Genomic DNA, 22540 nt, shown 5'->3' with positions numbered 1-22540 from the left:
TTCCCTTCGTCCCGCGCCGGATCAGACACGCTCGTCACCGCCCAGTGCCATCCGTACGAGGGCGTCGGCTTCCATCTCCTCGATCGGGTCCGGTCCGCCGGTGGGCTCCGCCGGGCCGTCGCCCGCGGCAAGGCGCAGCAGCGCGTCCAGCAGCCCGGCCTCGCGCAGCCGCGCCACGGGTACGGCGGCGAGGCGCCGCCGGAGGTCCCGGTCGTCGTCGGGGCGCGGCGCGGCGCCGGTCGGGGGCGGGCCGGACGTGGGGGGCGGGGCGAGGCGCGCGGCCACGTGGGCGGCCGCGGCGGCCGGGGTCGGGTGGTCGAAGACGAGGGTGGCGGGCAGCCGCAGGCCGGTGGCCGCGTTGAGGCGGTTACGGAGGTCCACGGCGGTCAGGGAGTCGAACCCGAGGTCCTGGAAGGCCTGTTCCGGGTCGATCGCTCCGGGACCGGTGTGTCCGAGGACGTCGGCGACCCGGGCCCGCACCAGCTCCTCGACCTGTTCCCGGCGTTCGTCGGCGCCGAGCGCGGCGAGCCGGGCGCGCAGCGAGGCCGTCCCGGCGGCGTCGGCGCCGACGGCGGCGGGCCGGGCGCTCCGCACCAGGCCGCGCAGCAGGGGCGGAACGGGGCCGCGCGCGCCCGCCCGCAGCCGCGCGTCGTCGAGGCGGACGGGGACGAGGACGGCGTCGTCGAGGCCGAGGGCCGCGTCGAACAGGGCGAGGCCCTGGTCGTCGGAGAGCGCGGCGACGCCGCCCCGGGTCATCCGGTCGAGACCGGCCCCGTCGAGGGTGCCGGTCATCTCGCTGCGCCGTTCCCACAGGCCCCAGGCGAGCGACTGCGCGGGCAGCCCCGCCGCGGCGCGGTGTTCGGCGAGGGCGTCCAGGCAGGCGTTGGCCGCCGCGTAGTTGGCCTGGCCCGCGTTGCCGATGACGCCCGCCGCGGAGGAGAAGAGGACGAACGCGGAGAGCGGCAGACCGCGGGTGGCCTCGTGCAGGACGAGGGCGGCCTCGGCCTTGGGGCGCAGCACGCGGTCGAGGCGTTCGGGGGTGAGCGCGGTGAGGACGCCGTCGTCGAGGACGCCCGCCGCGTGCACGACGCCCGTCAGGGGGTGCCGGGCGGGCACGCGTGCCAGCAGCCGGGCGACGGCGGCCGGGTCGGCGACGTCGCAGGCCACGAACTCCGCCTCGGCGCCGAGGGCGCGCAGCTCACCGAGAAGCGCCTCGGCGCCCGGTGTGGCGGGTCCGCGCCGACCGGCGAGGAGCAGGTGCCGCACGCCGTGCCGGGCCGCGAGGTGCCGGGTCACGAGGCCGCCGAGGACGCCGCCCGCGCCGGTGACGAGGACGGTGCCGTCGGGGACGAACCGGGCGGGGCGACGGGCCTGCTCGGGGGGCGCCGCCACCCGGCCGAGGCGCGCCGCGAGCAGTCTCCCGTCGCGGACGGCGAGTTGGGGTTCGTCGAGTTCCAGGGCGGCCGTCAGCGGGGTGAGCGGGTCCTCGGCGTCGGGGGCGTCAGGGGCGTCGACGAGGAGGAACCGTCCGGGGTGCTCGGACTGCGCGGCGCGCACGAGACCGCGGGCGGCCGCGGCGGCGGGGTCGGCCGGGCCGTCGGCCGGTCCCGTGCGGACGGCGCCGCGGGTGAGGAACACCAGCCGGGTGTCGGCGAACCGGTCGTCGGCGAGCCATTCCTGGAGCAGGGCGAGCGTGCCGCCCACCAGGTCCCGCACGGCTGCCGGATCGGTCCCGTCGGCCCCGTCGGCCGTGGCGCACGGCACGAGGACCGCCTCGGGCACGGGGGCCCCGGCGTCGACGGCCCCGGCGAGGTCGGCGAGGTCCTGGTAGGTGTCGGGCAGGGGCACGCCGGGGCCGAGCGCGGCCCAGCGGCCCGCCGGGGCGGTCCCGGCGCGGGCCGGGGCGGGCAGCGGCTGCCAGTGCGGGCGGTACAGGGAGCCGTCGGCCGCCGGGGCGGTCGCGGCGCGCAGGGTGGCGGTGTCGACGGGCCGGACGGCGAGCCCGGTCACCGTGATCACCGGGCGGCCGGAGGGGTCGTGGGCGTCGAGGGAGACCGTCCCGTCGTCGTGCGGGGCGATGCGGACGTGCAGAGCGGTGGCGCCGGAGGCGTGCAGCGTCACCCCGGTCCACGCGAACGGCAGCCGCGCGGTGCCCGGCGCGGGGTCGGCGTCGTGGGCGGCGCCGGGCACCAGCCACAGTCCGTGCAGCGCCGCGTCGAGCAGCGCGGGGTGGATGCCGAAGGCGGCGGCGACCGGGTGCTGGTCCTCGGCGAGGCGCACCTCGGTGTACAGGTCGCCGCCGTGCCGCCAGGCGGCGCGCAGGCCGCGGAAGGCCGGGCCGTAGCCGTGACCGGCCGCGGTGAACCGCTCGTAGAGGTCCCCCGTGCCGACCGGTTCGGCCCCGGCCGGCGGTCGGCCCCGGTGGGATGCGGGGGGCTGTCCGGGGGGTGCCGGGTGCTGTCCGGGGGACGCCGCGCGGTCCGTTGCGTCCGCCGCCGCGGCGAGGACGCCGGAGGCGTGCCGTGTCCAGGGTGCGCCGGTCCCGGTGTCCGGGCGGGCGTGCACGTCCACCGTGCGGCGGCCCGCGCCGTCCGGGGCGCCGACGCGTACCTGGAGCCGCACGCCGCCGGTGGCGGGGACAGGCAGGGGGGCCTGGAGGGTGAGTTCCTCCAGGACGGGGCAGCCGGACTCGTCGCCCGCGCGGACGGCCAGCTCCACGAACGCGGCACCGGGCAGCAGCACGGTCTCCGCCACGGCGTGGTCGGCGAGCCACGGGTGGCTGTGGGCCGAGATCCGGCCGCTGAGCAGCGTCTCGCCGGTGTCGGCGAGTTCGACGGCCGCGCCCAGCAGGGGGTGCCCGGTCGGGCCGAGGCCCATGGCTGCCGCGTCGCCGCCGCTGTCCGGGCCCGGCACGGCCCAGTAGGGCCGGTGCTGGAACGCGTACGTGGGCAGGTCCACGCGGCGGGCGGCGGCGCCCCCGAAGAGGGGCGTCCAGTCGACGGGCACGCCGTGCGCCCAGGCGGTGCCGAGGGACAGCAGGACGCGTTCCCGGCCGTCCTCGTCGCGCCGCAGCGTGCCGAGGACCGCCCCGTCGGCGTCCGCGGACTCCAGGGTCTCCTCGACGGCGGGGACGAGGACGGGGTGCGGGCTCACCTCGATGTACGTACGGTGTCCCGTCGCCGCGAGGGCCCGCACCGCGGACTCGAAGCGCACGGTGCGGCGGAGGTTGGCGTACCAGTAGCGGGCGTCCATCGTCGCCGTGTCCAGCCAGCCGTCCGTCACCGTCGAGTACAGCGGGATGTCCGCCGCGGTGGGCCGGATGCCGACGAGCGCGGTGGTCAGTTCGGCTTCGAGGTCCTCCATGTGGGCCGAGTGGGAGGCGTAGTCGACGTCGACGCGGCGGGCGCGGACGCCGTCCGCCGCGCAGGCCGCCAGCAGTTCGTCCAGGGCGTCGGTGTCGCCGGAGACGACGACCGCCGACGGTCCGTTGACCGCCGCCACCGACAGCCGTCCGGGCCGGTCCGCGATCCGCTCGGCCGCCTGGCGCGCCGGCAGCGCGAGCGAGACCATGCCGCCGCGTCCGGCGAGCCGGGCGATCGCCCGGCTGCGCAGGGCGACGACCTTCGCCCCGTCCTCCAGAGACAGCGCGCCCGCCACCACGGCGGCGGCGATCTCGCCCTGCGAGTGACCGACGACGGCGTCCGGGACGACGCCGTGGGCCCGCCACAGCCGGGCGAGGGAGACCATCACGGCGAACAGGACGGGCTGCACGACGTCGACGCGGTCGAGGCCGCCGCCGTCGCGGATCACGTCGGGCAGCGACCAGCCGTCGGCGTACGGGGCGAGCGCGTCCGCGCAGGCGCGCAGGGCGTCGGCGAACTCCGGCGACTCGGCGGCGAGCCGACGGGCCATGCCCGGCCACTGCGAACCCTGGCCGGGGAAGACCATCACGGTACGGGCCTCGGGGTCCGCGACGCCGCCGACGGCGGGCTCGCCGCCCTCGGCCCACTCGGCCAGGGCGGACGGCAGCCGGTCGGGACCGCCGACGAGGACGGCCCGGTGCGGGAAGGCGGTGCGCCCCGCGAGGGACCGGGCGATGTCCGGCGCGCCCGGCCCCTCGGTCGTCCCGGCCAGATGCAGGTGCAGGCGTCCGGCCTGGGCACGCAGGGCTTCCGCGGACCGGGCCGACACACACCAGGCGACGACGGACGGGGCACTGCGGGCATGCCCGGCGCCGGACGGACCGGACTCCGGTGCGGGGGCCTTCGGTGCGGCGGGCTCCGGTTCGGCGGACTCCGGCACGTCGGACTCCCGCGTGCCTGACTCCAGTACGCCGGTCCCCGCCGCGCCCGTCTCCGGTGCGCCCGTCTCCGCGACGTCGGAGCGCGTTTCACCGGGCACGGACCCAGGCCCGTCGGGTCCGTCTGCCGCCGCCTCGGGCTCCGGGGCCTGTTCCAGGATGACGTGGGCGTTGGTGCCGCTGAGTCCGAAGGAGGAGACACCGGCGCGGCGCGGCCGGTCGGTGACCGGCCACGGGGTGGCGTCGGCGGCGAGGGCGACGGCGCCCTGGGTCCAGTCGACCTGGGTGGTGGGCCGGTCGGCGTGGAGCGTCGCCGGGACGGTGGCGCGGCCGAGGGCCAGGACCGTCTTCATGACGCCCGCGACCCCCGAGAGGGCCTGGGTGTGGCCGATGTTGGACTTCAGGGAGCCGATCAGGAGGGGGTGTCCCCCGGCCCGGTCGCTGCCGTAGGTGGCGAGGAGGGCCTGCGCCTCGATGGGGTCGCCGAGGCGGGTGCCGGTGCCGTGCGCCTCCACCACGTCGACGTCCGCGCCGGACAGGCCCGCGTCGGCGAGGGCGGCGCGGATGACGCGCTGCTGGCTGGGTCCGTTGGGCGCGGAGAGGCCGTTGCTGGCGCCGTCCTGGTTGACGGCGGAGCCGCGCAGCACGGCGAGGACGGGGTGCCCGTTGCGGCGGGCGTCGGAGAGGCGTTCCACGAGGAGCACGCCGGCGCCCTCGCCCATGCCCATGCCGTCGGCCTCGTCCGAGAAGGCCTTGCACCGGCCGTCGGCGGAGAGGCCGCGCTGGCGGGAGAAGCTGATGAGGGCGCCGGGGGTCGCCATCACCGCGACACCGCCGACGAGGGCGAGGGTGCAGTCGCCCGCGCGCAGGGCGCGGGCCGCGAGGTGCAGGGCGACCAGCGACGACGAGCAGGCGGTGTCGACGGTGACGGCCGGGCCCTCCAGTCCGAGGGTGTAGGCGACGCGCCCGGAGACGACGCTGGGCGCGCTGCCGGTGAGCAGGTGCCCCTCGCCCTCCGCGGAGCGGGCCACCACCGCGCCGTAGTCGCTGTAGTTGACGCCGGTGAAGACGCCCGTGCGGCTGCCGCGCAGCGTCTCGGGGTCCAGGCCCGCGCGTTCCAGGGCCTCCCAGGAGGTCTCCAGGAGGAGGCGTTGCTGCGGGTCCATGGCGAGGGCCTCGCGGGGGGAGATCCCGAAGAAGGCGGCGTCGAAGTCGGCGGCGTCGTGCAGGAATCCGCCGTGCCGTGCGGTCGAGGTGCCGGGGTGGTCGGGGTCGGGGTCGTAGAGGGCGTCGAGGTCCCAGCCGCGGTCCGCGGGGAGTGCGGTGACGGCGTCGCCCCGGTCGGCCAGCAGGCGCCACAGCTCCTCGGGCGAGGTGACGCCGCCGGGCAGGCGGCAGCCCATGGAGACGACGGCGATCGGCTCGTCGGCGGCGGCCGTGCCGGTGCCGGTGCCGGTGCCGTCGGAGAGTGCCTTGCGCGGGGTGTCCTCCGTCGGGGCGTCCGCGCCGAGGAGGCGGGACCTCAGGTGCGCGGCGAGGGCGGCGGCCGAGGGGTGGTCGAAGACGAGGGTGGAGGGCAGCCGCAGGCCCGTCGCCCGGTCGAGGCGGTCGCGGAGTTCGACGGCGGTGAGCGAGGCGAAGCCCAGTTCCTGGAAGGCCCGGCCGGGCGGTACGGCGTCGGCGCGGTCGTGGCCGAGGACGGCCGCGGCGTGGTCGCGGACGATGTCCAGCAGCAGGCGGTCCCGCTCGGCGGGGGTCCGCAGGGCGGTGAGCCGCCGCCGCAGTCCGGAGGCGGCCGGGGCGTCGGCGCGGCCGGTGCCGTCGAGGGCGCGGCGTGCTTCGGGGACGCCGCGCAGGAGCGGGCTGGGGCGGCTGGAGGTGAACACCGGGGCGAACCGCGCCCAGTCGACGTCGGCGACGGTCAGGAGGGTCTCGTCGTCGTCGAGGATCTGCTGGAGCGTGCCGAGGGCGCGTTCGGCGTCGATGCGGGGCAGGCCGTGCTCTTCGAGGTTGAAGAGGTCGGCCGGGGTGCCGTCGGCGGGCGGCGCGATGCCGTCGGCCGGGTAGCCGTCGGCCGGGGGTCCGGCCCGCCAGATGCCCCAGTCGACGGTGGTCGCGCGGAGCCCGCGGGCGCGCCGGTGCCGGGCGAGGGCGTCGAGGTGGGCGTTGGCCGCGGCGTAGGCGCCGTGGTCGCCGCTGCCCCAGACCCCGGCGACGGAGGAGAACAGCACGAACGCGTCGAGGTCGCGGTCGAGCAGGGCGTCCAGGTGTGCGGCGCCCGCGGCCTTGGCGGCGACGACCCGTTCGTACGCGTCGACGGGGACGGTGGAGAGCGGGGCGAGGGCGATGTCGGCGGCGGCGTGCACGACGGCGGTGACCGGGGTGCCGGCCGCGTCGAGGGCGGCGAGGAGCCGTTCGGCCTGGTCCCGGTCGGCGAGGTCGCAGACGGGCAGGGCGAGGGTGGTACCGGACGCGGCGAGTTCGGCGCGCAGCGCGGCCGCCCCGGGTGCGTCCTCGCCGCGTCGGCCGGGCAGGACCAGGTGGGTGGCGCCGCCGCGGGCCAGCCAGCGGGCCAGGTGCGGGCCGAGGCTGCCGGTGCCGCCGGTGAGCAGGACGGTGCCGCGGGGCGTCCAGGCGCGGGCGGGGCGGGCGGGACGGGCGGCGCGGACGAGGCGGCGGACGAGGAGGCCGGTGGCGCGCACCGCGAGCTGGTCCTCGCCGTCGGGGCGGCCGAGGGCGGCGCAGAGCCGTTCCCCGGCCCGTGTGTCGAGGTGGTCCGGGAGGTCGACCAGTCCGCCCCAGCGCCGCGGGTGTTCCAGGGCGGCGACCATGCCGGTGCCCCAGACCTGCGCCTGCGCGGGTGCGGTGAGCGGGTCGGACGGGCCCGTGGAGACGGCGCCGCGGGTGGCGCACCACAGGGGCGCGGCGACGTCGAGGTCGCCGAGTGCCTGTACGAGGCCGAGGGTGAGGACGGTGCCGACGGGCAGGCCGGAGTGGCGTGGATGGGGGTGGTCGGCCAGGCCGAGCAGGGAGAGCACGCCGTCGGGCCGCCGGTCCGCGACGGCGGCGGCGACCGCGGCGCCGATCCGCGCGCGGTCGGCGCCGTCGGCCGTGGCGTCCGGGAGGCGTGCGGGGGGTGCGTCGTGCGGGGTGAGCGTCGCCGTGATCACCTCGGCCCCGTGTTCCCGCAAGGCCCGCAGGGTCTGCCGGACCGTGTCGCTCTCCTCGTGGCCCTGGGGTGTCAGGACCAGCCACGTCCCGTCGAGGGCGGGTGCGGGCGGGTCGGGGACGGGGTGCCAGGCGACGCGGTACCGCCAGGCGGCGGCCGGGTCGGGGGTGCGGCGGTGGCGGCGCCAGGCGTCGAGGGCGGGCAGTACGGCGCGCAGGGGCGCGGCGTCGACGGCGAGGGCGCCGGCCGCCTCCGTGACGTCCCCGCGCTCCACCAGGTCCCAGAAGTCGGTGTCGCCCTCGGCGGGCGGCGGTACGACGGGCGTCAGCCAGTGGCGGCGCTGCTGGAACGGGTACGTCGGCAGGTCGACCCGGCGCGCGTCCCAGCCCGCGTACACCGCCCGCCAGTCGACCGGTACGCCCCGCGTCCACAGTGCGGCGGCGGAGGTGAGGGCGCGGCGCAGGCCGCCGTCGTCGCGGCGCAGGGTGCCGGTGACGACGGGGGCGGGGACGCCCGCGGTGGCGGCGGTGTCCTGGACGGGGCCGGTGAGGACGGGGTGCGGGGAGACTTCGAGGAAGACGCCGTGGCCCTGTGCGGCGAGGGCGCGGACGGCGGTGTCGAAGCGGACGGCGCGGCGCAGGTTGCGGTACCAGTACCCGGCGTCCATGGGGGTGGTGCCCAGCCACTCCCCCGTGACGGTGGACAGGAGCGGGACGGCCGGGGCGGCCGGGGTGAGGCCGGCGAGGGCGGTGCGGATCTCGTCCTCGATGCCCTCGACGTGCGCGGAGTGCGAGGCGTAGTCGACGGGGACCCTACGGGCCCGTACGCCGTCGGCCTCGCACCGTGCGGTGAGTGCGGTGAGGGCCGCCGCGTCGCCGGACACCACGACGGCGGCGGGGCCGTTGACGGCGGCGACCGAGATCCGCCCGCTCCAGGGGGCGATCAGCCGCTCGGCCCGGTCGCGGGACACCGAGAGGGAGACCATGCCCCCGGCGCCCGCGAGGGCCGTGAGGGCGCGGCTGCGCAGGGCGACGGTCCGCGCCCCGTCCCGCAGGGACAGCGCCCCGGCGACCACCGCGGCGGCGATCTCCCCCTGCGAGTGGCCCACGACCGCGTCGGGCTCGACGCCCCAGGACCGCCACAGGGCGGCCAGGGACACCATCGTCGCCCACAGCGCGGGCTGCACCACGTCGACCCGGTCGAGGAGCCCGGCCGTGCCGGGCCCGCCGCGCACGACGTCGCGCAGCGACCAGTCGACATACGGGGCCAGCGCGTCCTCGCAGGCGGCCATGGAGCGGGCGAACTCCGGTGCGGCGTCGAGGAGTTCGCGGCCCATACCGGGCCACTGGGCGCCCTGGCCGGGGAAGACCATGACGATCCGGCCGGGGGCCGGGTCGGCGAGGCCGGTGACGGCGGCCGCCGTGTTCTCGGGGTCGCGGGCGAGGGCGTCGAGCGCGGCGAGGAGCCCGGCGCGGTCGGCGGCGGTGACGGCGGCGCGGTGCGCGAAGGCGGTGCGGGTGGTGGCCAGGGAGTGGCCGACGTCGACGGGGCGTGCCCGCGGGTCGGCGGCGAGGCGCGCCCTGAGGCGTACGGCCTGGTCGCGCAGGGCGTTCGCGGTGCGCCCGGAGAGCAGGAACGGGACGGCGTCCGGGGCGGGCGCGGCGGGCGGCGGCGGCTCGTGCGGCGGGGCCTGTTCGAGGATGACGTGGGCGTTGGTGCCGCTCATGCCGAAGGAGGAGACGCCCGCGCGGCGCGGCCGGTCCGTCGCGGGCCACTTCCGGTCGGCGGTCAGGAGGCGGACGCCGCCCTCGCTCCAGTCGACGTGCGGGGTGGGTTCGGTGATGTGCAGGGAGCGGGGCAGCAGCCCGTGGCGCAGCGCGAGGACGGTCTTGATGACGCCCGCGATGCCGGCGGCGGCCTGGGTGTGGCCGATGTTGGACTTCAGCGAGCCGAGCCACAGGGGCTCGCCGTCGTGCCGGTCCCGGCCGTACGTGGCGAGGAGGGCGTCGGCCTCGATGGGGTCGCCGAGGCGGGTGCCGGTGCCGTGCGCCTCGACGGCGTCGACCTCGGCCGCGGTGAGGCCCGCGTCGGCGAGCGCGTCCTGGATGACGCGCTGCTGGCTGGGCCCGTTGGGAGCGGTCAGGCCGTTGCTGGCGCCGTCCTGGTTGACGGCGGAGCCGCGGAGCACCGCGAGGACGGGGTGGCCGTTGCGGCGGGCGTCGGAGAGGCGTTCCAGGAGGACCACGCCGACGCCCTCGCCCCAGCCGGTGCCGTCGGCGGTGGCCGAGAACGGCTTGCAGCGGCCGTCGGCGGCCATGGCGCCCTGGCGGCTGAACTCGGTGAACACCGACGGGCGGGCCATGACCGTCACGCCGCCCGCCAGGGCGAGCGAGCACTCGTCGGCGCGCAGCGCCCGCGCCGCCTGGTGCAGGGCGACGAGCGACGCCGAGCAGGCGGTGTCGACGGTGACGGCGGGCCCCTCCAGGCCGAGGGCGTAGGCGACGCGGCCCGACATAACGCTCATCGAGTTCCCGGTCATCAGGAAGCCCTGGACGGTGTCGGGGGCGCCGGTGCCGAGCTGGGCGTAGCCCTGGTCGATCGCGGCGGCGAACACGCCGGTGCGGGTGGCGCGCAGCGAGGCCGGGTCGATGCCCGCGCGTTCCACGGCCTCCCAGGCGGTCTGGAGGAGCAGCCGCTGCTGCGGGTCCATCGCGGTGGCCTCGTGCGGGGACACGGCGAAGAACTCGGCGTCGAAGTCGGCGGCGCCGTCGAGGAAGGCGCCCCGGCAGGGCACGCCGCCGTCGGTGAGCCGGTCGGTGTCCCAGCCGCGGTCGTCGGGGACGGCGGTGACGGCGTCGCGGCCCTCGGCGACGAGGTCCCACAGGTCCTCGGGGGTGCGGACGCCGCCGGGGAAGCGGCAGCTCATCGACAGGACGGCGATCGGCTCGCGGGTCCGGCTCTCGGTGTCGCGCAGGCGTCGGCGGGTGTCGCGCAGGTCGATGGTGACGCGGTTGAGGTAGTCGCGGAGCTTGCGCTCGTTCTCTTCGCTCACCGGGTCCCTCCACGGGTGGGTCGGGACGGCGCGGTCGGGACGGGACTCACGAGATGCCCAGCTCCTTGTCGATCAGGTCGAAGATCTCTTCGTTCGTGGCGGACTCGACCGCGTCGGCCCGGTCCGGGGCATCGACGGCGGTGTGCTCCGGCGCGGGTTCGAGGCGGGCGAGGGCGCGCCGCAGCCGCCGGGCGAGGTCCGCGCGGTGCCGTTCGCCGTCGGGGCCGGTGCGGGCCAGGTCGGCGGCGAGGGCGTCGAGCCGGTCGAGTTCGGGGGCGCCCGGCGGCGCGGGGGGCGCGGACGGGGCGAGGAGGCGGGCGGCGAGGTGGCGGGCGAGCGCCTCGGGGGTGGGGTGGTCGAAGACGAGGGCGGCCGCCAGGCGGGTCGCGGTGGTGGCCGTCAGCCGGTTGCGGAGTTCGACGCCGGTGAGGGAGTCGAAGCCGAGTTCCTTGAACGGCCGGGCCGCCGCGATCAGTTCGGTGGATGTGTGGCCGAGGACGGCCGCCGCGTGGCCGCGGACCAGGTCGAGCAGGGCCCGGTGGGCCTCGGCGGGCGGCAGTTCGGCCAGTTGCGCGGCGAACGAGGGGCCCGACGGTGCCGCGGGGGACGCCGCGGACGGGGTGTCGCGGGCCGTGCCGCGCACCAGGGCGCGCAGCAGGGGCGGCAGCGGGGCGCCGGTGGCGGTGGACGCGCGGAGCGCGGCCGGGTCGACGGCGGCGGCCAGGACGTGCGGCTGGGCGGCGGTCAGGGCCGCGTCGAACAGGGCGAGGGCGGCCTCGGTGGGCAGGGCGCCGATGCCGTGGCGGGCGGTCCTGCGCAGGTCGGCGTCGGTGAGGTGCGCGGTCAGCGGGCTGCGTTCCTCCCACATGCCCCAGGCGATGGAGACGGCGGGCAGGCCGTCGGCCCGGCGGCGGGCGGCCAGGGCGTCGAGGGCGGCGTTGGCGGCGGCGTAGTTGGCCTGTCCGGCGGTGCCCAGCAGCGCGGCGCCGCTGGAGAACAGCACGAACGCGGCCAGGTCGTCGTCGCGGGTCAGTTCGTGCAGGGCGAGGGCGGCGTCCGCCTTGGGCCGCAGGACGGTGGCGAGCCGGTCGGGGGTGAGGGCGGTGACGGTGGCGTCGTCGAGGACTCCGGCGGCGTGCACGACGGCGGTGAGCGGGTGGGCGCGGGGCACGTCCGCGAGGAGCCGGGCGAGGGCGGCGCGGTCGGTGACGTCGCAGGCGGCGACGGTCGCCTCGGCGCCCGCCTCGGCGAGGTCGCGCACGAGCCGGTCCGCGCCGGGGGCGTCCTTCCCGGAGCGGCCGGTCAGCAAGAGGCGGCGTACGCCGTGCGTGGTGGCCAGGTGGCGGGCGACGAGCCCGCCGAGGGTGCCGGTGCCGCCGGTGACGAGGACGGTGCCCTCGGGGTCGAGGGGGGCGGGCAGGGTGAGGACGTTCTTGCCGATGTGCCGGGACCGGCTCAGGTGGCGGAAGGCCCGCGGGGCCTGCCGCAGGTCCCAGCAGGTGAGGGGCAGCGGGGTCAGGACGCCTCGCTCGAACAGGGAGAGCACCTCGGTCAGCAGGGCGCCGATCCGGTCGGCTCCGGCCTCCATCAGGTCGAAGGCCCGGTAGTGGACGCCGGGGTGGTCGCGTGCGACGTCGGCGGCGTCGCGCACGTCGGTCTTGCCCATCTCCACGAACCGGCCGCCGCGCGGCAGCAGGGTCAGGGACGCGTCGACGAACTCACGGGCCAGGCAGTCGAGGACGACGTCGACGCCCCGCCCTTCGCTGGTGTCGAGGAAGCGGGCGGCGAAGTCGGGGGTGCGGGTGGAGGCGATGTGGTCGTCGGCGAGTCCGGCGGCCCGCAGGACGCCCTGTTTGGCGGGGGCGGCCGTGCCGTAGACCTCGGCTCCGGCGTGCCGGGCGAGCTGGACGGCGGCCATGCCGACGCCGCCGGCCGCCGCGTGCACCAGCACCGACCGGCCGCGCCGCAGCCCGCCGAGGTCGAACAGGCCGTAGGACGCGGTGAGGAAGGCGATGGGCACCGACGCGGCCTGCGCGAAGGTCCATCCGGCCGGGATGCGGGCGAGGGTGCGCCGGTCGGCGACGGCGGTCGGGCCGAAGGCGCCGCCGAAGACGCCGGTCACCCGGTCGCCGGGGGCGAGGTCGGTGACGTCGGCGCCGGTCTCCAGGACGACACCGGCGCCCTCGCTGCCGATGGTCGGCTGGTCGGGGTCGAGGCCGAGGGAGGCGACGACGTCGTGGAAGTTGAGGCCCGCGGCCCGCACCGCGATCCGCACCTGCCGGGGGCCGAGGGAGGCGCGGGCGTCCGGTGCGGGCACGGTCGTGAGGCCTCCGGCGGTGCCGGGTCCGGCCAGGTCGACGCGCCAGCCGTCCGGGGCGTCGGCGGGCGGGGCCAGGGTGTCCCGGCCGGGCCCGGCGGTCAGGCGCGGCACGAACACCTCGCCCGCGCGCACCGCGGTGTGGGGTTCGCCGGTGGCGAGCGCGGCGGGCAGGGCGGCCCGGGACTCCGGGCTGCCGTCGGTGTCGACGAGGAGGAACCGGCCGGGGTGTTCGGTCTGCGCCGTGCGCAGCAGCCCCCAGACGCCGGACCGGGTCCAGTCGGCCGCGCGGTCGCCGGGGCCGGTGGTCACCGCGCCCCGCGTGACGACGGCGAGCACCGAGGCGTCGTAGCGCGCGTCGGAGAGCCACTCCTGGGCCAGGGCGAGGGCCGCGGTGGTCGCGGCGCGGAACGCCTCGGCCTCGTCCGTGCCGTCGTGCGGGGTGTCCGGTGCCGGGCAGTCGGCGACGACGAGGGCGGGCACGGGGCGGTCCGGTGCCGCGCGCAGGACCGCCAGTTCGGCCAAGTCCGGCGGCGCCGCGTGCTCGTCTCCGGGCGGTGCGGGCACCCAGTCCACCCGGTGCAGTCCGTCCCGTCCGGGCCGGGGGCGGTGCGGCCCGTCGTCCGTCGCGGGGCGCAGGGCGAGCGAACCGGCCGACAGGATCTCCCGCCCCGCGAGGTCGTACACGGTCAGGGCGACGGCCTCCGGTGTCGCGGCGGTGAGGCGGACGCGGACGGCGGTGCCGCCCGCGGTGTGCGCGGTGACGTCGGTCCAGCTGAACGGCAGGCGCGCGGTGTCGTCGCGGCCGGGGAGGAGGGCCGCGGTCTGGAGGGCGGCGTCCAGGAGCGCCGGGTGCAGGCGGTATCCGGGGGCGTCGGCGTGCTGCCGCTCGTCCAGGGCGAGTTCGGCGCAGATCTCGCCGTCGCGCGACCACGCGGCGCGGATGCCCCGGAACGTGGGGCCGTACGAGTGACCGGCGGCCTCGAACCGCTCGTAGAGGTCTTCGACGCCGACGGGCTCGGCGCCGGGCGGCGGCCAGGTGACGAGGGCGGGCGCGGCGGGACGGGGTGCGGGCGCGACGCTGCCGGTGGCGTGGACGGTCCACGGGGAGGCGTCGCCCGGCTCCGGTGCGCGCCCGTCCTCGGTGTCGTCGCCGGACGGGTCGGGGGCGTCCTCGGGGCGGGAGAACAGGCCGAGGGTCCGCCGGCCGTCCGCGTCGGGCGGGCCGAGCCGCACCTGGACGCGGACGGCGCCCTCGTCGGGCAGCGGGAGCGGCGCGGAGAGGGTCAGTTCCTCCACGGTGGCGCAGCCCGCCTCCTCGGCGGCGCGCAGGGCGAGTTCGAGGAACGCGGTGCCGGGCAGCAGGACGGTTCCCCGGACGGCGTGCTCGGCGAGCCAGGGCTGGCCGCGCCGGGAGAGGCGGCCCGCGCACAGGAGTTCGCCCGTGCCCGCGACCTCGACGGCGGCGCCCAGGAGCGGATGCCCGGTCGCGGCGAGGCCCGCCGAGGCGAGGTCGCGCCCGCCGGTCGGGGCGTCCAGCCACAGGCGCCGCTCCTCGAAGGGGTAGGTGGGCAGTTCGGTGCGGGTGGCCGCGGTGCCGTCGAAGGCGGGCGACCAGTCGACCGGGACGCCGTGGGCGTGGGCCCGGCCGAGGGCGTGGAACATCCGCCGCGGGCCGCCCTCGCCGCGGCGGAGGGTGCCGAGGACCAGGCCGCCCGTGTCCGCCGCCTCCAGGGTCTCCTCGACCGCGAAGGTCAGCACCGGGTGCGCGCTGACCTCGATCCAGGCGCCGAAGCCCTGGGCGGCCAGGGCGCGCACGGCCGGGGCGAAACCGACGGTGCGGCGCAGGTTGGCGTACCAGTACGCGGCGTCCATCGTCGAGGTGTCCAGCCACTCCCCCGTCACCGTGGAGAACAGCGGCACGTCGCCGCGGACGGGCGTCAGGCCGGTCAGGGACCGCGCCAGTTCCTCCTCGACGGCCTCCACCTGGGCGGAGTGGGAGGCGTAGTCCACGTCGATGCGCCGGGCCCGCACACCGTCCGCCGCGCAGGCGGCGAGCAGGTCGTCGAGGGCGTCGGTGTCCCCGGACACCACCACCGTGGAGGGGCCGTTGACCGCCGCCACCGACAGGTGTCCGCCGCGGGCCGCGAGCAGTGCGGCGGCCCGGTCGGGCGGCAGGGCCAGCGACACCATGCCGCCCTGCCCGGCCAGCCGTACGATCGCCCGGCTGCGCAGCGCCACCACCTTCGCGCCGTCCGCTAGGGTGAGCGCCCCCGCGGCCACCGCGGCCGCGATCTCCCCCTGCGAGTGCCCCACCACCGCGTCGGGCACGACACCGAAGGTCCGCCACAGCCGGGCCAGCGACACCATCACCGCGAACAGGACCGGCTGGACGACGTCGACCCGGTCCAGGCCCTCGCCCGAGCGGACCACGTCCGGCAGCGACCAGTCGGTGTACGGGGCGAGCGCGACCGCGCACTCCCGCATGGACGCGGCGAACTCCGGTGCCCCGTCGAGCAGTTCGGCCGCCATGCCCGCCCACTGCGCGCCCTGGCCGGGGAAGACGAACACCGTCCTGCCGGGCACCGGCGCCCGGCCCCGTTCGACGTGGGGGGACGGCTCCCCCGCCGCGAGCGCCCGCAGGCCGGACAGCAGTTGCCCGTGGTCGCCCACCAGTACGGCCCGGTGGTCGAAGCGGGAGCGGGTCACGGCCAGCGACAGCCCGACGTCGTCGGCGCGCAGGTCCGCGCCGTCCGCCGCCAGCAGGCGTGCCGCCTGGTCGCGCAGCGCCCGCGGCGACTTCGCCGACAGCACCCACGGCAGCGGCCCGGCCGCGTCGGGGCGCGGCACGGGGGGTGCCGGCGGTGCCTCCTCCAGGATCACGTGGGCGTTCGTGCCGCTCACGCCGAACGCGGAGACCCCGGCCCGGCGCGGTCCGCCGTCCGTGTCCCAGGGGCGGGCCTCGGTGAGCAGGCGCACGTCGCCCGCCGTCCAGTCGACCTGAGGGGTCGGCGCGTTGACGTGGAGGGTGCGCGGGAGGTGGCGGTGGCGCAGGGCGAGGACCGTCTTGATCACTCCGGCGACACCGGCCGCCGCGGAGGTGTGGCCGATGTTGGACTTCAGCGAGCCCAGCCACAGCGGCCGTCCCGCCGGGCGCTCCCGGCCGTAGGTGGCGAGCAGCGCCTGGGCCTCGATGGGGTCGCCGAGGGTGGTGCCGGTGCCGTGCGCCTCCACGGCGTCGACGTCCGCGGCCGACAGGCCCGCGTCGGCGAGGGCCGCGCGGATCACCCGCTGCTGGCTGGGGCCGTTCGGCGCCGTCAGGCCGTTGCTCGCGCCGTCCTGGTTGACGGCGCTGCCCCGCACGACCGCCAGCACCGGACGGCCGTTGCGGCGGGCGTCCGACAGGCGCTCCAGGAGCAGGACCCCGGCGCCCTCGCCGAAGGCGGTGCCGTCCGCCCCCGCGGCGAACGACTTGCAGCGGCCGTCGGCGGCCAGGCCGCCCTGGCGGCTGAACTCGACGAAGAGTTCGGGACTGGACATGACGGTGACGCCGCCCGCGACGGCGAGCGCGCACTCGCCGCGGCGCAGCGACTGCACCGCGGTGTGCAGGGCCACGAGCGACGAGGAGCACGCCGTGTCGATGGTGAGGGCCGGGCCTTCGAGGCCGAAGGTGTAGGCGACGCGGCCGGAGACGACGCTGCCGGAGTTGCCGGTGCCGAGGAAGCCCTCCACGTCCTCGGGGATGTGCGGCAGGAGCCGGACCGCGTAGTCCTGCTGCATCAGGCCGACGAAGACGCCCGCCGGGGTGCCCCGGAGCGCGGCCGGGTCGATGCCGGCACGTTCGCACGCCTCCCAGGTGAGGGTGAGCAGGAGGCGCTGCTGCGGGTCCATGGCGACGGCCTCGCGCGGCGAGATGCCGAAGAAGTCGGCGTCGAAGTCGGCGGCTCCGGTGAGGAATCCGCCCTCGCGGACGGAGGAGGTGCCGGGGTGGTCCGGGTCGGGGTCGTAGAGGGCGTCGAGGTCCCAGCCGCGGTCGGTGGGGAAGGCGGAGATGCCGTCGCCGCCCGTGGCCACGAGCCGCCACAGGTCGTCGGGGGTGCGTACCGCTCCGGGGAAGCGGCAGCCCATCCCGACGACGGCGATCGGCTCGTCGGCGGCGGTCGTGCCCGGCGGGCGGGTGGCGGGGGCCGTGGGCGCGGGGTCCGCGCCGCCGAGCGCGTCCCGCAGACGGGCGGCGAGCGCCTGCGGCGAGGGGTGGTCGAAGACGAGGGTCGCGGAGAGCCGCAGACCGGTGGCGGTGTTGAGGCGGTTGCGCAGTTCCACGGAAGCGAGGGAGTCGAAGCCGAGGTCCCGGAAGGCGCGTTCCGGTGCGACGGCGGCGCCGGAGGTGTGGCCGAGGACGGCGGCGGCCTGGGCGCACACCAACTGCACGAGCGTGCGCAGGCGTTCGGCCTCGGGGAGCGCGGCGAGCCGTTCGGGCAGGTCGGCGCGGGCGTCGCCGGGGCCCGCCGCGGCGGCCCTGGCCCGGGTGACGGGGACGCGGACGAGAGAGCGCAGGAGCGGTGGCACCGGTCGCCCCTCGGCGGCGCGGGCCCGCACGGCGCGCGCGTCGAGGCGGAGCGGGACGAGCGCCGGCAGGCCGGTGGTGAGGGCCGCGTCGAGGAGGGCCAGGCCCTCCTCGGTGGTGAGGGCCGGCAGGCCGGAGCGGGCCAGGCGGCGCAGGTCGGCGTCGTCGAGGTGCCCGGTCAGGGCGGAGCGCTCCTCCCACAGGGGCCAGGCGAGAGACTGGGCGGGCAGGCCGAGGGCGTGGCGGTGGTGGGCGAGGGCGTCGAGGTGGGCGTTGGCGGCGGCGTAGGTGGCCTGTCCGGGGCCGCCGAAGGTGCCCGCGGCCGAGGAGAAGAGGACGAAGGCCGCGAGGGTGCGGTGCCGGGTCAGTGCGTGCAGGTGCAGGGCGGCGTCGGTCTTCGGGCGCAGCACGGTGTCGGCGCGGTCGGGTGTGAGGGAGGTGAGGACCCCGTCGTCGAGGGTGCCCGCGGCGTGCACGACGGCGGTCAGGGGGTGGGCGGCGGGGATGCCGTCGAGGAGGGCGGCGAGGGCGTCCCGGTCGGCGGCGTCGCAGGCGGCGACGGTGACGTGCGCGCCGAGCGCGGTGAGGTCCGCGGCGGTCCTGGCGGCGCCCGGCGCGTCCGGTCCGCGGCGGCCGGTGAGCAGGAGGCGGCGCACGCCGTGCCGGGTCACGAGGTGGTGGGCGACGCGGGAGCCGAGGAGTCCGGTGCCCCCGGTGACGAGGACGGTGCCGTCGGGGTCGAGGGCGACCGGTGCCGGGTCGGTGGCGGCTGCCTTGGCGAGGCGGGGGACAAGGACGGTGTCGCCGCGTACGGCGAGCTGCGGCTCGCCGCTGGAGAGGGCGCGGGCGACCGTCGCCGCCGGGGTCCCGGCGGCGAGGTCGAGCAGGACGAAGCGGCCGGGGTGCTCGGACTGGGCGGAGCGCACCAGGCCCCACACGGCGGCGCGGGCCGGGTCGGCGGGGGCGTCGCCGACGGCGCCGCGGGTGACCAGGACCAGGGGTGTCGCGGTGAGGCGCTCGTCGGCGAGCCAGGCCCGGAGGGTGTCCAGCGCGCGGTGGACGGCGGCACGCACCTCCGCCGGGTCGTCCGCGCGGCCCGCGTCGCCGGTCGGGCCGGGTGACTGCGGTGCCAGGGCGCGCGCGGGGGGTGAGGTGCCCGCGTCGAGGGCGGCGGTCAGGGCGGCGGTGTCCGCGTGGACCGTGACCGCGTGCGGGCCGGTGATGTCGGACAGGGCGGTGAGGTCGAGCAGGCCGAGGGCGTCGGGGCCGAGGAGCGTCCAGTCGGCGGTCCCGGAGGAGGGCGGGCAGGCGAGGGGGACCCACTCCACCTGGAACAGGGAGTCGTACGGGGTGCGGGCCGCGGCGCCGTCCGGTGCGGCGGGGCGCAGGGTCAGGGACGCCACGGAGGCGACGGGGCGTCCGGTGGCGTCGGCGGCCTCGACGGCGAGGGTGTCGGGCGCGGTGCGGGTCAGCCGGACGCGCAGCGCGGTGGCGCCCGAGGCGTGCAGGACCGCCCCGGACCAGACGAACGGCATCCGGCCGCCCCCGGCGGCACCGGCGTCTGCGGATGCGGCCCCGTCGGTGAGCCCGGTGGCGTGCAGGGCGGCGTCGAGCAGCGCCGGGTGGAGCGCGAACCGCTGGGCGTCCTGGTGGAGTCCGGCGGGCAGCGCCGCCTCGGCGTACAGGTCGTCGCCGAGCCGCCAGGCCGCCGTGAGGCCCTGGAACGCGGGCCCGTAGCCGAAGCCGCCCTCGGCCCAGCGCGCGTACACGCCGTCGAGGTCCACGGGTTCGGCACCGGGCGGCGGCCAGGTCTCCCGGCCGTCCGCGGCCGGTGCGGGTTCCGCCGCCGGGGCGAGCAGGCCGGTGGCGTGACGGGTCCACTCCTCGTCCGCGCCCGGTTCGTCGGGCCGCGCGTGCAGGGCGAGGGTGCGGGTGCCGTCGTCGGCGGGCGCGCCGACGGACAGCCGCAGGACGACGCCGCCGTCCGGCGGCAGGGGCAGCGGCGCTTCGAGCGTGAGGTCGTCGACGCGGGAGCAGCCGGTGCGGTCGCCCGCGAGGACGGCGAGTTCGAGGAAGGCCGTGCCGGGCAGCAGGGCCTCGCCGCGCACGGTGTGGTCGGCGAGCCAGGGGTGGGTGCGGGTGGAGATCCGGCCGGTGAACAGCAGGCCCCCGCCGTCGGCGAGGGCGACGACGGCGCCGAGGAGCGGATGCCCGGACGGGTCGAGGCCGAGCGAGGCGGCGTCCCCCTCGGGGGTGCCGCTCCCTTCCAGCCAGAGGCGTTCGCGCTGGAAGGCGTACGTGGGCAGGTCGGCGCGGCGGGGCCGGTGCGGGGCGAGGACGGCGTCCCAGTCGACGCGGACGCCGCGCACGTGCAGCGTGGTGAGGGCGGTGAGGAGGCGGCGCGGTCCGCCGTCGTCGCGGCGGAGCGTGCCGAGGGCGAGGGCGTCGGTGCCGGAGGCGGCGGCGGTGTCCTGGAGGGCCGCGGTCAGCACGGGGTGCGGGCTGACCTCGATCAGGGCGCGGTGGCCGTCGGCGAGGAGGGCGCGCGTGGCCTGTTCGAACTCCACGGTGTGCCGGAGGTTGTCGTACCAGTAGGCGGCGTCGAGGCGCTGGGTGTCCAGGAGGCCGCCGGTGACGGTCGAGTAGAACGGCACGGAGGACGGGCGGGGCGTGATGCCGGCGAGGGCGTCGGTGAGTTCGGCGCGGACGCGCTCGACGTGCGGGCCGTGCGAGGCGTAGTCGACGGGGACGGCGCGGGCCCGTACGCCCTCGGTCTCCAGGGCCGTGAGGAGTTCGGCGAGGGCTTCGGGGTCGCCGGAGACGACGGCCGACTCGGGGCCGTTGACCGCGGCGAGCGCGATCCGTCCGCCCCAGGGCGCGACGCGTTCCCGGACCCGGTCGGCGGGGAGCGCCACCGAGGCCATGCCGCCGTGCCCGGCGAGGGCGCGCAGCGCCCGCGCGCGCAGGGCGACGACCTTGGCGGCGTCGTCGAGGGTGAGGGCCCCGGCGACGCAGGCGGCGGCCATCTCGCCCTGGCTGTGTCCGGCGACGGCGGCGGGTTCGACGCCGTGGGCGCGCCACACCTCGGCGAGGGAGACCATCACCGCGAACAGGGCGGGCTGGACGACGTCCACGCGGTCGAGCCCCGGAGCGCCGGGGACCCCGCGGACCACGTCGAGGAGCGGGACGTCGGTGTACGGGGCGAGGGCGTCGGCGCACTGGGCGAGGCGCGCGGCGAACACCGGGGAGGTGTCGAGGAGTTCGCGGGCCATGCCGGGCCACTGGGAGCCCTGCCCGGGGAAGACGAAGGCGACGGCCTCGCCGGGGCGGGCGGTGCCGCGCACGAGGCCCGGCGGGGGCGCGTCGTCCGCGGCGAGCGGGTCGGCGTCGCGGGCGAGCGCGTCGAGCCCGTCGAGGAGTGCCTCCCGGTCGTCGGCGAGGAAGGCGGCCCGGTGTTCGTGCGCGGCCCGGCCGGTGGCCAGGGTGTGGGCGATGTCGGGCAGCCGCAGCCGCGGGTGGTCCTCCAGGTGGGCGCGCAGGGCGGCGGCCTGGGCCCGCAGGGCGTCGGCGCCGCGCGCGGAGAGGACGCAGGGCACCGGTCCGGCGGGCCGCCCGGCGGGCGCCTGCGGGCCGCCGGGCTCCCCCGCGTCGCCGTTCGCGTCGGCGAGCGTGTCGGCGGGCGTGTCGCCGTTCGCGTCGGCGGGTGCGGCCTGTTCGAGGACCACGTGGCCGTTGGTGCCGCTGACGCCGAAGGACGACACGGCGGCGCGGCGCGGTCGGCCGGTGTCGGGCCAGGCGGTGTTGCGCGTGACGAGTCTGAGGACACCGCTGGACCAGTCGACCTGCGGGGTGGGGTCGGTGCCGTGCAGGGAGGGCGGCACGGTCCCGTGGCGCAGCGCGAGGACCATCTTGATGACTCCGCCGACCCCGGCGGCGGCCTGGGTGTGGCCGATGTTGGACTTCAGCGAGCCGACCAGGAGAGGCCGTTCGGGGGTGTGCTCGCGGCCGTAGGTGGCGAGGAGGGCCTGCGCCTCGATGGGGTCGCCGAGGGGGGTGCCGGTGCCGTGCGCCTCGACGACGTCGACGTCGGCGGCGGTGAGCCGGGCGTGGGCGAGGGCCTGCCGGATGACGCGCTGCTGGGCGGGCCCGTTGGGCGCGGTGAGGCGGCTGCTGGCGCCGTCCTGGTTGACGGCGGAGCCCCGGACCAGCGCCAGCACCGGGTGGCCGTTGCGGCGGGCGTCCGACAGGCGCTCCAGGAGGAGCAGGCCGACGCCCTCGCCCCAGCCGGTGCCGTCGGCGGCGGCCGAGAAGGACTTGCAGCGGCCGTCGGCGGCGAGGCCGTTCTGCCGGCTCATCTCCACGAACGGCACCGGCGTGGACATCACCATGGCGCCGCCCGCCAGCGCGAGGGTGCAGTCGTCCTGGCGCAGCGCCTGGCAGGCCAGGTGGAGGGCGACCAGCGACGACGAGCAGGCGGTGTCGACGGACACGGCGGGGCCTTCGAGTCCGAAGGTGTAGGCGATCCGGCCGGAGGCGACGCTGTCGGAGCTGCCGTTGCCGAGGTAGCCCCGGACGTCGTCGGGCACCTGGGAGAGCCGGACGGCGTAGTCCTGGTACATCAGCCCGGCGAAGACCCCGGTGCGGCTCCCGCGCAGGGTGTGCGGGTCGATCCCGGCGCGTTCGAAGGTCTCCCAGGCGGTCTCCAGGAGGAGCCGCTGCTGCGGGTCCATGGCGAGGGCCTCGCGCGGCGAGATCCCGAAGAAGCCGGGGTCGAAGCCCGCGACGTCGTCGAGGAATCCGCCCTCGGCGCTGTAGGTGGTGTCCGGCCGCTCCCCGTCCGGGTCGTGCAGGGCGGGCAGGTCCCAGCCCCGGTCGGCGGGGAAGGGCGTGATCGCGTCGGTGCCGGTGGCGACGAGCCGCCACAGGTCCTCGGGGGTGCGGACCCCGCCGGGGTAGCGGCAGGCCATCGCGACGACGGCGATCGGTTCCCGGTCCCTGGCCTCGGCCTCGTCGAGGCGCTGCCTGGTCCGGTGCAGGTCGGCGGCGACCCGCTTGAGGTAGTCGCGCAGCTTGTCGTCATTCACCGTGGATCGCTCACCTTCGGTACGCGGGGCGGTCGGGGGGCGTGCGGGCGG

At 78.0% G+C, this 22540-nt stretch carries 2 protein-coding genes; both read right to left on the bottom strand.

The window, feature by feature from the left end; all coding sequences use genetic code 11:
* Positions 1-21 precede the first annotated feature (21 nt).
* On the bottom strand, positions 22-10521 hold the full coding sequence (locus tag ACIQPQ_RS24370) for a type I polyketide synthase (RefSeq protein WP_401307071.1): 10500 nt from the start codon (positions 10519-10521) through the stop codon (positions 22-24).
* Positions 10522-10567: 46 nt separating this feature from the next.
* Positions 10568-22489, bottom strand: coding sequence for an SDR family NAD(P)-dependent oxidoreductase (locus ACIQPQ_RS24365; protein ID WP_401307068.1), 11922 nt, complete (start codon positions 22487-22489; stop codon positions 10568-10570).
* Between the last annotated feature and the right edge of the window lie 51 nt (positions 22490-22540).

This window comes from Streptomyces sp. NPDC091281 (genome assembly GCF_044757425.1).
Taxonomy (GTDB): Bacteria; Actinomycetota; Actinomycetes; order Streptomycetales; family Streptomycetaceae; genus Streptomyces.
This window is presented reverse-complemented; position numbering and strand designations above follow the sequence as displayed.